The organism is Bacillus sp. S3 (genome assembly GCF_005154805.1).
Lineage (GTDB): Bacteria > Bacillota > Bacilli > Bacillales > Cytobacillaceae > Neobacillus.
Genome location: NZ_CP039727.1, coordinates 3,345,893 through 3,359,725, shown reverse-complemented (window position 1 = coordinate 3,359,725; position 13,833 = coordinate 3,345,893). Strand labels below are relative to the sequence as shown.

The following is a 13,833-nucleotide window of genomic DNA, read 5'->3' as shown; positions in this document are numbered from 1 at the left end:
GCATTCGACCCCTTATCGAATGCTTTCTTTTTTATCTATGAAATTGTCATAACAGTCCTTGTCTTGCATAAAATTGAATTGTACAAGGCTAAATAAGATAGATTGCTAAGAAGGAGACGAGGTTGATCGGATGAGAATGAAATCAAAACTGTTAACAATTTCCCTCGTGGTCTCACTATTTATGGTTAACATTCCTCAAAAGGTTGATGCTTCTCCTGGGGTAAGTGCAGCAAGCGCTGTGCTAATAGAGCAGAAAACTGGACGAGTTCTCTTTGAGAAGGATGCACACACAAAGAGAAGAATCGCTAGCATAACTAAAATCATGACAGCGATTCTTGCGATTGAATCGGGGAAATTGAATCAAACAGTTAAAGTGAGCGAACAAGCGACTCGTGCCGAAGGGTCGTCGGTTTATTTAAAACCTGGCGAAGAAATTAAGCTTAACGATCTTGTCTATGGTTTAATGCTGCGGTCTGGTAATGATACTGCTGTGGCCATTGCCGAGAAGGTGGGAGGAAGCTTAGATGGCTTTGTCTATTTAATGAATCAAAAGGCTAAGGAAATTGGGATGTATAATACCCATTTCTCCAATCCACATGGACTTGATGATCATGAAAATCATTATTCTACGGCATATGATATGGCCATCCTCATGCGCTATGCAATGAAAGACAAAACCTTTCAAAAAATCTCAGGGACAAAGGTATATAAAGCACCGAATCCAACAGAAAATTGGGACAGGGTATGGAAAAACAAAAATCGCCTCCTAACAAAATATAAGTATACTACTGGCGGAAAGACCGGCTATACAAAACGTGCAAAACGAACGCTTGTCACGACAGCCACAAAAGGGGATATGAATTTAATTGCTGTAACTTTAAACGGCCCGGATGATTGGAATGACCATATATCTATGTATGAAGGCGGGTTTAAAGAATATGATATGGCGGAAGTGGTTGCAAAGGGGAAAATCGATGCAGCAAACACCAAATATTATAAAGGTGTTTTGTATGTAAAAAAATCAATTGTTTACCCCGCCACTAATAATGAAATGAATTTGTTTTCTGTTAAATTGAAATTAAATAAATCTAAGAAAAAATGGATCGTTTCGAAAAATGAAGAAATAGTTGGAAAAGCAGCTGTATATTTGGATGGAAAAGTTGTTCAGGAGGAACCTATTTATTTCCAAAAAGTTCAAGAAAAAAAGAAAAAGAGTCTGTTTGATTTTGTAAAGGAAATTTTTCTTTCGATTGTCGGTGTGAATGGCAATGGTTAATTACATTTGGGTAGGTATGATGATCATTGGATTTGTATTTGCGCTGTTTAACGGGACAATAGGAGAAGTAAATAAGGCAGTTTTCGATGGTGCTAAAGAAGCGGTCACACTCTGTATCGGTCTCATTAGTGTTCTTGTTTTCTGGCTTGGAATGATGCGGATTGCCGAAGAGTCCGGGCTCCTCGAAAAACTGTCAAAGTTATTTCGTCCACTGGTAAAAATCTTATTTCCTGAAGTTCCCCATAAACATCCGGCGATGGGCTACATCCTATCTAATATGATTTCGAATATGTTTGGTTTAGGAAATGCTGCAACCCCCCTGGGAATCAAGGCGATGGAGGAACTAAAGAAATTAAATGGAGGGAGAAATGAAGCAAGCAGATCTATGGTTACCTTTTTAGCCATCAATACTGCAAGTATTACAATTATTCCCACTACGGTTATTGCTATAAGGATGAACTATCATTCTGCATCACCAACAGAAATCGTAGTGCCTACTATCATTGCAACGATCCTTTCAGCAATAGGGGCAGTGCTGATTGACCGTTATTTCTATTATCGCAGAAGTAGAAAAGGATGATGAAGTTATGGGGTTAATCTCAACTATTTCACTGACTTTTATTCCTTTGCTAATTGGGTTTATTCTTTTATATGGCACATTTAAGCGGGTGCCAACGTATGAAAGCTTTGTTGAAGGGGGAAAAGAAGGAATAAAAATAGCTGTTTCTATCATTCCCTTCCTGGTCGGAATGCTAGTTGCCATCTCAATCTTTCGTGCGTCCGGTGCATTAGATGCCTTGATGAATTGGATTAGGCCTTTGATGACGACGATGGGAATACCAGCAGAAATTGTTCCCTTGCTTATTATTAGGCCAATCTCGGGAACAGCTGCGCTGGGAATGACCAGTGATTTAATTGCCGTTTACGGTCCTGATTCTTTCATTGGTCGGCTTGCATCTGTCTTGCAAGGAAGTACCGATACCACGTTTTATGTATTAACCGTTTATTTCGGTGCAGTTGGGATTAAAAAAATGGGTGATGCCCTAAAAGTAGGACTCCTTGCGGATGTGGTAGGAATTATCGTTTCTATTATCATAGTTGGTTTTATTTTTGGCACTAAATAGTTTAAAGCTAGGGTATGTTCCATTAGGAACATACTTTTTTATTTTTTCAATAAAATAATAGCCGTTACTTTGAAAAGTGGAGAAATTGTGTCATAATTCATGAGGATAGAATAATGAAATGCTCCCTTACTAAATAGGAAATATTTCTATTAAGGTCAGGTTTTCAATATATCCGGAAAATTTTGAGGTGAAAAAATGGAAAGATTACAAAAGGTAATAGCCCGGGCGGGTATTGCTTCAAGGAGAAAATCCGAAGAGTTGATTAAAGAAGGCAGAGTAAAAGTGAATGGCAAAGTTGTTACTGAACTGGGTATAAAGGTCTCCCCATCAGATAAGGTAGAGGTAAATGAAATCCAAATTGAGAAAGAGGAACCCGTTTATTTCCTTTTATATAAGCCGAGAGGAGTTATATCAAGTGTCAGCGATGACAAAGGCAGGAAGGTTGTCACTGATTTTTTTTCGCAGTTTAAGGAAAGAATTTTCCCGGTCGGCCGTCTTGATTATGATACATCAGGATTGCTGCTAATAACAAATGACGGCGAGTTTGCTAATTTATTGATGCACCCAAAAAATGAAATCGACAAAGTGTATGTCGCGAAAACAAAAGGAATTCCTTTAAAGGAAGACTTGAGAAAATTGGAAAAAGGAATCCGTCTTGAGGATGGAAAGACAGCCCCTGCGAAGGTCAAATTGCTATCGGTAGATAAAAAGAAGCAAACAGCGATTGTTGAAATTGCCATTCATGAGGGCCGAAACAGGCAAGTGAGAAGGATGTTCGAAGCGATCGGAAATGAGGTTCTGAAATTAAAGCGTGAACGATATGGTTTCTTAACATTAAATGGGTTAAAAACCGGTGAGGCAAGAGAATTGACTCCACACGAAGTAAAGCAGCTGAGAGCTCTTGCTATGGATAAACCAAAGAAAAATTCATAAAATCGTCACAATTGCTACTTACCTTAACACTATGTAAGTATTGGAAAATGCTATAATTTAAGACGAACTGTGTCGTGTTATGTACGGGAGGTTTTTTTATGAAGAAACGGCGACTTGTCATAAGGACTATTATTTTACTTATTTTAGCTGCTGCGGTTGGTTATTCTCTTTATTCTAATCTTACAAAAGATAACAAACAAAAGGTTGCGGTGGGGGATGCGGCTCCTGACTTTGCCTTGGTCGATATGCAAGGAAATAAACACCGCCTTTCTGATTATCGCGGGCAAGGAGTGTTTTTAAACTTCTGGGGAACTTGGTGCCCCCCTTGTAAGAAAGAAATGCCTTATATCAATAATCAATATCATCAGTATACGGATCAAGGTGTACAAGTCGTGTCTGTCGATATACAGGATACTGAACTTGCGGTTAATCAATTTGCTGAACGTCTCAAGCTGGATTTCCCGATCATGATTGACAAGGATAAAGAAGTGATGAATGTTTATGGTGTAGATCTTCTGCCTGCAACATTTTTAATTGATAAAGACGGCAAGGTGGTAGAATATTATACCGGCGAACTCACGGAATATAAGGTTAAGGAGTTTATGGAGAAAATAAAACCATAAGGGATTGTAGGGAGTTTTTTACAATGAAAGATGTAAAATGTGAATGCGGGCATGTAAATCCGCATGGAACCGTGTTATGCGAAGCCTGTGGTAAAGTGCTGGATGAACAGGATCGAAATAATAAAGAACTTCTTGATATGCGGTATGAGGGAAGTGCCAGGCGCTCACAAACGTATAGCAAAACCTTTATTGATAAAATATGGAATTTTTTTTCGTCGGTAAAGGTAGGTGTTTGGCTGATTATCATTACATTGCTTGCCTCCATAGTAGGAACCATTCTGCCGCAGGAAATGTATATAAACTTGCCGGCGGATGTGTACTATGAACAAGAATATGGCTGGTTTGGCAACTTATATTATCAGTTAGGATTTCATGATTTATTCGGCTCATGGTGGTATTTATTATTAATTGCCATGATCGGTATTTCCCTTGTTATTTGCAGTCTTGACAGGGTTGTTCCGTTATATAAGGCATTAAAGGCACAAAGAGTCACTAGACATGAAGGGTTTTTAAAGCGTCAAAGGGTATTTGGTGTGAATGAGACCGTCGATGAAAAAGATTTTCTCACCATCAAAAAGAACCTAAAGGAAAAACGATATCACGTTCGCGAAGAAAATGGTGATTTATTAGCTGAAAAAGGCCGATTTTCCCGCTGGGGTCCCTATGTAAACCATGTGGGCCTAATTATCTTCTTATTTGGCGGAATGCTTCGGTTTATCCCTGGTTTTTATGTGAATGAGAACTTATGGGTAAAAGAAGGTGAAACTTCTGTCGTACCGGAAACAGGTGAACGCTTCTACATTAAGAACAACCAATTTATTCTGCAGCACTATGATAAAAATGAAGATAAAACGTTCGAAAAAGCGCTTGAGCAAGCTGGTGATGTTGTTAAGAATTATCAATCGAACGTTGTTTTATTCGAACGTGTTAGTGAAAACCTTCCGGGTGAGGAGCCTAAATTAGAAAAGATTAAGGAATATAAGATTCGAGTGAATCATCCGTTGTCCTTTGATGGTTACTCCGTTTTCCAATCCTCATATAGAAGTGAGCTCAAGGCGATGACTTTTTTGCTAACAAATAAAGATACAAATCAGACATTTGGTGAGGTTCAAATTTCCCTGGAAGATCCAAAGGCTAAATATGATTTGGGGAATGGCTATTCTGTCAGGATATTAAATTATTTTCCGGACTTTGAATTTGACAAGAATGGGGAACCTTCTACGAAATCGCGTACACCCAATAATCCTGCCTTTGTTTTTGAGATGACTTCACCTGATACTGCAAAACCTGAAACGAGTTTTGTTGCCATTAAGCAAACGATTGAGCCGTTCGGTGATAATACGTATAAAATGGCATTTAAAGGGATAGATACGAAAAATGTTTCAGGTTTCACTGTTCGTAAAGACTCATCCTTATGGGCGTTCATTTTAGGAGGCATCATTTTTATGATTGGTGTCATTCAAGGTGCTTATTGGAACCATCGGAGAATTTGGGTGCAAAAGAAGAACGGCCAAGTTTGGGTTGCTGCCCATACAAATAAAAACTGGTACGGATTAAAACAGGAACTTAATACGATACTTCATGATACAAAGCTTGATATTCCAGAAGATCAGCTTCAAAGGGAACATGCGGATAAGGAGGGCATCTAGTTGGCAAATTTAAGCAGTAATTTATTATTTATCGCTTTTATTCTTTATTTAGTTGCAACACTATTTTATGGTGGATCAATTAAAGCGAAGAAGGGAAATGAAAAGAAAGGAACCAACAAATGGGGGACTATTGCCGTATTTTTAACGATCGTCGGCTTTATTTCACAGCTTGGTTATTTTATCACCAGATGGATTGCGGCAGGACATGCTCCCGTAAGTAATATGTTTGAGTTTACGACATTCTTCGGAATGGCTCTAGTTGGTGCATTTATCGTTCTTTATTTTATTTACCGGACAACTTTACTCGGACTATTTACCATGCCTGTAGCAATCCTTGTTATTGCTTATGCAAGTATGTTTCCTAAGGATATTTCTCCGTTAATACCGGCATTGCAAAGTTATTGGCTTCATATCCATGTTACCACTGCAGCAATCGGGGAAGCGATTCTGGCCATCAGTTTTGCAGCAGGTCTTATCTATCTAGTAAAGGCAATTGATCAGACAAGATCGAGCAAACGAACCTTTTGGCTTGAAGCGGTTATGTTCTCATTGGTTGTGGTACTTGGTTTTGTTGTTGTATCCTCCGTATTTTCAGGCATGGGTTATCATGAGAAATTCAATTGGATTGATAAGAATAGTAATCAAGCCGTTGTAGAATATAAGATGCCTGCTATTACTGGCCCTAATGAAGGAGAATTACTGACAAAAGACGGATTTAAGCCAATCATTGAGATGCCTGCAATTATTAATGCCAAAAAATTAAATACAGTTGTATGGTCTTTACTAGCAGGGATTTTACTTTATGGTGCTATTAGGCTAATCTTAAGGAAGAGGATTGCAGCAGCACTTCAGCCGCTTGTAAAAAATATTAAACTCGACTTTGTTGATGAGATAAGCTATCGCTCAGTGTTAATCGGTTTCCCTGTATTTACGCTAGGGGCACTTATTTTTGCAATGATTTGGGCGCAAATGGCCTGGTCAAGATTTTGGGGCTGGGATCCAAAAGAGGTTTGGGCACTCATCACATGGTTGTTCTATGCCGCTTTTATGCATCTCCGACTCTCAAAAGGCTGGCATGGCGAAAAATCGGCATGGCTTGCCGTAATAGGCTTTGTCATCATTATGTTTAACCTTGTTGCCGTTAATCTGGTTATTGCTGGTCTGCATTCTTACGCCGGGTAAATGACTTGGATAGGAAACAAATTATATAGCCTTCACTTTTTTATAAGTGAGGGCTTTTTTAAAACATAATAAAACGGTAAACTATCTAATAAATTGGCGTTGTCAAATTTTTGACACTTTTTAAAAGAGTATTTACCGTGAAAATATAGAAAAATACAATACCATTTTGTACAATAAACTTCATGGGGGGATTATTAATGGAAAAAGACGTGAAAATTTTAGTTGTTGATGATGAAGAAAGAATTCGCCGTTTATTAAAAATGTATTTAGAACGCGAAGATTATATAATCGATGAAGCAGAGGATGGAAATGAAGCCTTAGCAAAAGCATTTACTAATGATTATGACGTCATTTTACTTGACTTAATGATGCCGGGTAAGGATGGCATTGAGGTTTGCCGTGAATTAAGAGAGAAAAAGGCTACTCCTGTTATTATGTTAACAGCAAAGGGAGAAGAGGTAAATCGAGTTCAGGGCTTTGAAGTCGGGACGGATGATTATATTGTTAAACCATTCAGCCCCCGGGAAGTGGTCCTACGAGTAAAAGCATTATTAAGAAGGGCATCACAAACAACCTATTTGCAAACAGAAACAACTACAAAGGATGTTATTGTCTTCCCTCATTTAACAATTGATAATGATGCACACAGGGTGAGTGCAAATGGCAAGGAAGTAAGCTTAACGCCTAAAGAGTATGAATTGCTTTATTTCTTGGCAAAGGCACCGGATAAAGTGTTCGATCGGGAACAATTGTTGAAAGAAGTTTGGCATTATGAATTTTTCGGAGATTTACGAACAGTGGATACACACGTAAAACGTCTCCGTGAAAAATTAAACAAGGTGTCAGAGCAAGCTGCGAGTATGATTGTAACAGTGTGGGGAGTCGGCTACAAATTCGAGGTTGTAAATGAATGACCTTTTTACGAAGCGTTGTAGGTAAACTTTGGTTTACCATCCTTTTATTAGTTTCATTTGTTCTATTTATCTTAACAGTCATGCTGCTAGAATTCTTTCAAAACTATAACATTGATCAAACAAAAAAGGCTTTAACCAATACGGCTGAAAAAATTGCCTATGTTTTGGAAGAGCATCCCGATACATTATCACTTGGTTTAGAAATATCCTGGGAATTTGTCGATGAAGTAACAAAAGTAGTAGTTGTTAAAAATGAAGATGAAGTCTATTATTCCCCAAATACCGAAAAGGCAAAGAAATTGTCGATTCAGGATATTAAAAATGATCCAGATTTGGCTCAAATATTTTACAACAATAAAACCGTTGAAAAGGTTTCCGACCTTTCGATAAATAACGGTAATCAGGATGCCAATTATTCCATTATTGGTGTGCCATTGCATCTTCCAGGTGAAAAAAATGGTGCTGTATTTATTTATCAGTCATTAGAAGCAATGCAAGAAACTTCGCATAACGCTACCAAATTTATTTTGCTTGTTGCTGGTGTTGCCATTATTCTTACAACCATCTTTGCCTTTTTTTTATCGACAAGAATTACAGCCCCGTTAAGGAAAATGAGAGAAGCGGCATTTGAGGTGGCGCGAGGGAAATTTGATACAAAGGTCCCAATCCTTACTCATGATGAAATCGGGGAGTTGGCAACGGCTTTTAATCAGATGGGCAGACAATTAAAGTTCAATATGAATGCCCTTAGTCAGGAAAAAGAACAGCTGGCCAGTATCTTGAGCAGTATGGCGGATGGGGTAATTACCTTTAATCGAGATGGGACAATTTTAATAACCAATCCACCGGCTGATCGCTTTCTGCAATATTGGTATTATGAAAAAGGGGGATTCAGTTCTGATTCCGAGTCAATTCCTTCACAAGTAATGGAACTTTTTCAGCAGGCGGTAGATACAGAAAAAGAGCAGATTGGTGAAATTTCTCTTCAAGGCCGTCATTGGGTCATTTTGGTTAGCCCATTGTACAGCAATCAATTTATTCGGGGAGCAGTAGCTGTATTAAGGGACATGACAGAGGAAAGACAATTAGATAAAATGAGAAAAGACTTTATAGCGAATGTTTCCCATGAACTGAGAACGCCTATTTCCATGTTACAAGGATACAGTGAAGCAATCGTAGATGACATTGCGGAATCACAAGAAGAGAAAAAAGAAATGGCAAAGGTCATTTATGATGAATCATTGCGTATGGGCCGCCTTGTAAATGAACTGCTTGATCTTGCCCGTATGGAAGCGGGACATATTCATCTATCGATGGAAGATGTAAATCTTTCACCTTTTATTAATCGGATTATCCATAAATTTCAGGGATTGGCAAGAGACAAAGAAATCAAATTACATGCGGAGATTGAAAATGGAGTTTCGACGTTTGTATTTGACCCGGATCGTATTGAACAGGTTCTGACAAATTTAATTGATAATGCGATAAGGCATACACCAAGGGGTGGAGCAGTTTCTTTATTGGTAGCCTCCGAAGACAAGGGAATAAGGATGGAAGTTAAAGACTCCGGCTCTGGAATCCCAGAAGAAGATCTGCCTTTTGTGTTTGAACGCTTTTATAAAGCAGATAAAGCTAGAACAAGGGGAAGAGCTGGTACAGGCTTAGGGTTGGCAATTGTAAAAAATATTATTGATGCCCACCGCGGTCATATTTCCGTTCAGAGTAAAATGGATAAGGGAACGACATTTTCCTTTCTTCTCCCACGAAAAAAGTAAAAAAACTAAGTATTTTGACGATTGTTCTTGATTCACAAGGAACAATGTAAAGCTCATCTTTCATCGATGAGCTTCTTTGTATTTAACCGACAGTTCCCAATAAATACCTTTCTTTTTGCCTCGAAAAAGTCTATATTTAAAAGGGTGAAACTTTTTATACATATACATCGACTAATATTAATGAACGGGGAGGGGAATTGATGGACTCCGTTTTCGATGAGCTATATCAAAAATATCATCATGACGTTTTTCAATTTCTATTTTATATGGTTAGAAACAAAGAACAAGCTGAAGATCTTGTCCAGGAAGTGTATATTCGGGTATTTAAGTCCTATCATCGTTTTGAAGGAAAAAGCAGTGAAAAAACATGGCTGTTTTCGATTGCAAGAAATGTAGCTATAGACTTTTTCCGTAAACAAAAGGGGTGGAAGGATAGAATACTCGAAAAATTTGATTGGTCTACCAATCAAGTAAAAGATGAGTATCCAATTCCAGAAGAAATAACCGTACAAAACGAAGAAATTAGATGGATTTATAAATGTCTTGAATTTTGCACACTGGATCAGCGTTCGGTTATCATTTTACGATACCTTCATGATTTATCTATTTCGGAAACAGCCCAAGCTTTAGGGTGGACGGAAAGTAAGGTTAAAACTACACAGCACCGCTCCTTAAAGGTCTTAAAGAAGCATATGGAAATGTTTTTTGAAAAGGAGGGATTAACTAGTGAAAAAGTCAGAGTGGAGCGATAGAGAGCTCGAAGAATTATTAAGGCAAATGCCAAGAATACAAGATCATCGCGATCCTCGTGACATTTACCAAAATCTTTCTTTAAAAAAGCGTAAAAGGAAACCTTGGCTGCTCCCGGGCATCGCTGCAGTGGCTGCACTACTTCTATTTTTTATCTTAGCCCCAAAATTAATGGATGGGACAAATATCTCCTTTGATCAAACAACAGAGGAAAAATCATCAGCAACCAAAGAAATAGCAGTTGCTGACAAGGATTCGAACATTCTTCTAAAGAAAGAAGATGCTTCATCAAAAGAACAAGCATATACGGGAACGGCACAGACGGAGTTAGCGAAAGGCGGAAGCATAATAACGGCTGTTTATGATGCCGATGTAGAAAGCGGTAAGGTATTTACCTACTGGATTCCGGATCCGCAAGCGCAAATACTTATACCAGTTTCCACAATTATCAATGATACCGAGGAGCAATCTTGGCTTACTGTATATACCAAGAACATGGAAAATTTAAAAGAAGCGGAATGGGGGTTATCAGACTTCTATCCCTTAAAGGTGACGATGGTGCTAGATGAAAAAACAAACACTGTCTTGGTTGATGTTCCGGCCGACCATCAGTATGGACAAGGGGCTGCCACCGAAACCAATTTTTTAAATATATTAAAAAAGGACATAGCCTCTAATAGCAGCAGTATTAAGAAAATTAAATTTTCTACCAATGGTGTACCGGGAATCGAACTTGGGAATTATGGGTCGATGAACGAATTAGATGTTGTTCAAGAAACAAAACATGCTTTTTTATTTTATTATCCTGAAGGTAGTGAAATTCCATATTTAACAACCACTAAAGAAACATTTAACGATATTAATCAGGCGATTGAAGCAATGAAGTCAGATCAGCCGCAATTGGGATTAAAGAGTTCACTAAAGCCCCTGCTCCCATTACACGATGTGTCTGTCATTGATAAAACATTATATGTATCATTAAAGGGAAATACTAGTCTGCAAGACAACCAGCAGACAACAACTTCTTTTGAGTCATTACTAATGACAGCAAAGGAATTTGGACTTGAAAAAGTAGTAGTTAAGGATTCTGTGCTCCCACATATCGGTCCATTTGATTTATCATTAGAGCAGAAGGTTCCATTAGCGCCAAATTTGCAGAATATAGATTGATTCTTTAAATCAACCAACCTGGTTGATTTTTTTTTTATGAATAAAATAGCAAAGGTCTCCAAATTATAACAACTATGCTTAGGTCTCTTCTCAGTTGTGCATTGTGGTCTAAACGTGAACCAATGCACATATGGTGTGGAGGAGAGGACAAGATATATTAAGGAGGATATAAAAAGAATGCGTGATTATATTAAAAGATTTTTAATTGCCATTATTATGGCGCTCTGTGTAAGCTTATTATTTTTAGGAGGTAAACATTCGGAGGCAGCGGGTGTTCAAGAATCTAAGAGAATGTATGAACAATGGATTTGGCCGGCAGACGGTGTCATTTCCGATACATATGGAACAAGGCAAGGAAAACATAAAGGAATCGATATTGCTGGAAAATTGGACGCATCAGTGCTGGCTGTTGATGATGGAACGGTTGTCAAGTCCTACTATTCTAATACATATGGTAATGTGATTTTTATTAAACATCCCAGTAATTTTGTAACGGTTTATGCTCACTTAAACAGACGGATAGTGTCAGTTGGCCAAACGGTTAAACAAGGTGATGTAATCGGAAAAATGGGAAGGACTGGACAAGCTACCGGAACCCATCTTCATTTTGAAACTCATCAATTAGAATGGAGATATGATAAGAAATATGCATTGAACCCAGAAAAGATTTTGGGTAAGGCAGATGTCGGTGAATTCGTCCAAGGAGGCATTGCAAGTATTGGAAATCATGTCTTAGCAGCAAACAGCCTGCCGCATATGGATGGCGGTACATCGCAAATTAACACTGTAAAATATACTGTTAAACAAGGGGATACTCTATCCGCTATTGCTCGAAAACAAAATACTTCTGTAGAAAGAATTAAACAAATAAACAATCTGACAACTGATCTCATTAAGCCAAATCAAACGTTAATTGTTCAATAATATCCTAGAAACCCGTTGGCATTTGTCAGCGGGAATTTTTTTACTTTTAGAAAAGTGACAATTAAAGAACATAGGAAACCTTATACTTAACAAATAAGAATTTCTTTAGTATAATAAAGTTGTAATTTAATATCGATCTATCTTCGGGGCAGGGTGAAATTCCCGATCGGCGGTATTTGGAGCAATGCTCCATGAGCCCGCGAGCCTTTATAAGGCAGGATTTGGTGCGATTCCAAAGCCGACAGTATAGTCTGGATGGGAGAAGATGGAGGTTCTGCAGACGTTCAAAAAATGTTGATTTATCGAACGTTTATTAAGCGTGCCTTTGTAAAATCCCTCAAGCGATTTGTCTTGAGGGATTTTTATATACTTGGGCCGTCTTTTGGCTGAACCTCTCTTCCTTATGCGATGGATCAAAAAAGGAGAGAGGAAGATGAAAGAAATGAAGAAAACGAAGAAAATATCGGTAAAAGCGTATGTGTCAATTGGGATGTTGAGCAGTATAGCCTACCTATTAATGCTTTTAAATTTCCCGCTGCCGCTATTCCCTAATTTTTTGTTTGTCGATTTCAGTGACATTCCTGCATTGATTGCCGCTTTAATTTTCGGGCCGATAGCAGGAATATTAGTAGAGTTATTTAAGAATATTCTAAATTATATAGCGACAGGAAGCCAAACCGGTATTCCTGTAGGCCATATTGCCAATTTCCTAGCAGGAATTGTCTTTATCCTGCCAACTTATTTTGTTTATAACAAACTCAGGACTAAAAAGGGAATGACCCTTGGATTAATCGCTGGGACCGTAATAATGGGCGTTGTAATGAGCATTTTAAATTATTTCTTCATATTACCAGCCTACACAGTTCTCATGGGTTTTCCAGATATGCGTAATTTAGTGGTACCGGCAATCCTGCCTTTTAATATTCTAAAAGGTATCATGATGTCTGTTATCTTTATGCTGTTGTTTATTCGGTTGCAGGCATGGATTAAAAAATTATCAACAACTGTAAAAAGTGCATAAAAAAGCAGCAGGGAATTTCTTTATCCCTGCTACTTTTTATTTTATAAAGTAAAAACCCCGTCTGAAAAGACGGGGATTAGTAGCTTAAGAATATTACATGGGTAAAAAGATTATTCGAATTTTGTTGGGTTACCATCGAATGCTTCGTCTGCAACTTTAATTGAATCCGTTGGGCATCCTTCAAATGCATCCATCATGTCATCGATTAAAACATCCGGAATTTCAACGATTCCTTCGTTATCGTCAAGAGTTACATATGCAATGCCTTCATCATCGTAATCATAAATATCTGGTGCTGCTGCGCCACATGCACCACATGCGATGCAAGTTTCCTTGTCAACAATCGTGTACTTTGCCATGAAAAAAAACCTCCCAGTTAAATAACAATAATTAGTTTAACATGTTTCCCAAGAAAAAATGGAAACGCATTACTCATATCTATTGTAAATCTGTATCAACAACTTTTCAATAGAAAAATACTAATTAAACATG

Annotated in this window: 14 protein-coding genes and 1 riboswitch; of the genes, 13 read left to right on the top strand and 1 reads right to left on the bottom strand. The window is 38.0% G+C overall.

From position 1 onward, the window contains the following. Positions 1–130: 130 nt before the first annotated feature. The 13 genes from FAY30_RS16230 (at position 131) to FAY30_RS16170 (ending at position 13,341) form a co-directional block, all read left to right on the top strand. Positions 131–1,276, top strand: a complete 1,146-nt coding sequence (locus FAY30_RS16230; RefSeq protein WP_149870843.1) for a D-alanyl-D-alanine carboxypeptidase family protein — start codon at positions 131–133, stop codon at positions 1,274–1,276. Further along, positions 1,269–1,856, top strand: a complete 588-nt coding sequence (locus FAY30_RS16225; RefSeq protein ID WP_149872748.1) for a nucleoside recognition domain-containing protein — start codon at positions 1,269–1,271, stop codon at positions 1,854–1,856. The genes FAY30_RS16230 and FAY30_RS16225 overlap by 8 nt, the downstream gene beginning before the upstream one ends. 7 nt (positions 1,857–1,863) lie before the next feature. Then, a complete protein-coding gene (locus FAY30_RS16220) occupies positions 1,864–2,400 on the top strand; it encodes a spore maturation protein (RefSeq protein WP_149872747.1) in 537 nt (178 codons plus the stop codon). 195 nt (positions 2,401–2,595) lie between these two features. Continuing rightward, positions 2,596–3,333 carry a 23S rRNA pseudouridine(2605) synthase RluB gene (gene rluB, locus FAY30_RS16215; RefSeq protein WP_149870842.1) on the top strand — a complete coding sequence of 246 codons (738 nt, stop codon included), beginning with the start codon at positions 2,596–2,598 and terminating at the stop codon, positions 3,331–3,333. Positions 3,334–3,431: 98 nt separating this feature from the next. Beyond that, positions 3,432–3,956: a thiol-disulfide oxidoreductase ResA gene (resA, locus tag FAY30_RS16210; protein ID WP_149870841.1), complete on the top strand. Its 525-nt coding sequence runs from the start codon at positions 3,432–3,434 to the stop codon at positions 3,954–3,956. Positions 3,957–3,979: 23 nt separating this feature from the next. After that, on the top strand, positions 3,980–5,605 hold the full coding sequence (locus tag FAY30_RS16205; protein WP_149870840.1) for a cytochrome c biogenesis protein ResB: 1,626 nt from the start codon (positions 3,980–3,982) through the stop codon (positions 5,603–5,605). Further along, positions 5,606–6,787 (top strand): c-type cytochrome biogenesis protein CcsB, encoded by a 1,182-nt coding sequence (gene ccsB / locus FAY30_RS16200; RefSeq protein ID WP_149870839.1) that lies wholly within the window; start codon positions 5,606–5,608, stop codon positions 6,785–6,787. 197 nt (positions 6,788–6,984) lie between these two features. Further along, positions 6,985–7,701, top strand: coding sequence for a response regulator transcription factor (locus FAY30_RS16195; RefSeq protein WP_149870838.1), 717 nt, complete (start codon positions 6,985–6,987; stop codon positions 7,699–7,701). After that, positions 7,698–9,476, top strand: coding sequence for an ATP-binding protein (locus FAY30_RS16190; protein ID WP_149870837.1), 1,779 nt, complete (start codon positions 7,698–7,700; stop codon positions 9,474–9,476). The genes FAY30_RS16195 and FAY30_RS16190 overlap by 4 nt, the downstream gene beginning before the upstream one ends. 200 nt (positions 9,477–9,676) lie before the next feature. Next, on the top strand, positions 9,677–10,228 hold the full coding sequence (gene sigX, locus FAY30_RS16185) for an RNA polymerase sigma factor SigX (protein WP_149870836.1): 552 nt from the start codon (positions 9,677–9,679) through the stop codon (positions 10,226–10,228). Beyond that, positions 10,203–11,396 (top strand): hypothetical protein, encoded by a 1,194-nt coding sequence (locus FAY30_RS16180; protein ID WP_149870835.1) that lies wholly within the window; start codon positions 10,203–10,205, stop codon positions 11,394–11,396. Before sigX ends, FAY30_RS16180 begins: the two co-directional genes overlap by 26 nt. A gap of 177 nt (positions 11,397–11,573) precedes the next feature. Beyond that, complete coding sequence (locus tag FAY30_RS16175; RefSeq protein WP_149870834.1) at positions 11,574–12,320, top strand: peptidoglycan DD-metalloendopeptidase family protein; 747 nt, start codon at positions 11,574–11,576, stop codon at positions 12,318–12,320. Positions 12,321–12,455: 135 nt separating this feature from the next. Then, positions 12,456–12,591: riboswitch (FMN riboswitch) on the top strand. A 162-nt stretch (positions 12,592–12,753) separates the two neighbouring features. After that, a complete protein-coding gene (locus FAY30_RS16170) occupies positions 12,754–13,341 on the top strand; it encodes an ECF transporter S component (RefSeq protein ID WP_149870833.1) in 588 nt (195 codons plus the stop codon). Between the two features lie 110 nt (positions 13,342–13,451). On the opposite strand, the gene FAY30_RS16165 is transcribed toward FAY30_RS16170, so the two are convergent. Beyond that, a complete protein-coding gene (locus tag FAY30_RS16165) occupies positions 13,452–13,700 on the bottom strand; it encodes a ferredoxin (RefSeq protein ID WP_098574836.1) in 249 nt (82 codons plus the stop codon). Between the last annotated feature and the right edge of the window lie 133 nt (positions 13,701–13,833).

What these genes read in the sequence shown, in the direction of transcription:
- resA (WP_149870841.1), top strand. Translation starts at nt 3,432, where the DNA reads ATGAAGAAACGGCGACTTGTCATAAGGACTATTATTTTACTTATTTTA.
- FAY30_RS16225 (WP_149872748.1), top strand. Translation starts at nt 1,269, where the DNA reads ATGGTTAATTACATTTGGGTAGGTATGATGATCATTGGATTTGTATTT.
- FAY30_RS16175 (WP_149870834.1), top strand. Translation starts at nt 11,574, where the DNA reads ATGCGTGATTATATTAAAAGATTTTTAATTGCCATTATTATGGCGCTC.
- FAY30_RS16230 (WP_149870843.1), top strand. Translation starts at nt 131, where the DNA reads ATGAGAATGAAATCAAAACTGTTAACAATTTCCCTCGTGGTCTCACTA.
- FAY30_RS16220 (WP_149872747.1), top strand. Translation starts at nt 1,864, where the DNA reads ATGGGGTTAATCTCAACTATTTCACTGACTTTTATTCCTTTGCTAATT.
- FAY30_RS16190 (WP_149870837.1), top strand. Translation starts at nt 7,698, where the DNA reads ATGACCTTTTTACGAAGCGTTGTAGGTAAACTTTGGTTTACCATCCTT.
- FAY30_RS16205 (WP_149870840.1), top strand. Translation starts at nt 3,980, where the DNA reads ATGAAAGATGTAAAATGTGAATGCGGGCATGTAAATCCGCATGGAACC.
- rluB (WP_149870842.1), top strand. Translation starts at nt 2,596, where the DNA reads ATGGAAAGATTACAAAAGGTAATAGCCCGGGCGGGTATTGCTTCAAGG.
- FAY30_RS16165 (WP_098574836.1), bottom strand. Translation starts at nt 13,700, where the DNA reads ATGGCAAAGTACACGATTGTTGACAAGGAAACTTGCATCGCATGTGGT.
- sigX (WP_149870836.1), top strand. Translation starts at nt 9,677, where the DNA reads ATGGACTCCGTTTTCGATGAGCTATATCAAAAATATCATCATGACGTT.
- FAY30_RS16170 (WP_149870833.1), top strand. Translation starts at nt 12,754, where the DNA reads ATGAAAGAAATGAAGAAAACGAAGAAAATATCGGTAAAAGCGTATGTG.
- FAY30_RS16195 (WP_149870838.1), top strand. Translation starts at nt 6,985, where the DNA reads ATGGAAAAAGACGTGAAAATTTTAGTTGTTGATGATGAAGAAAGAATT.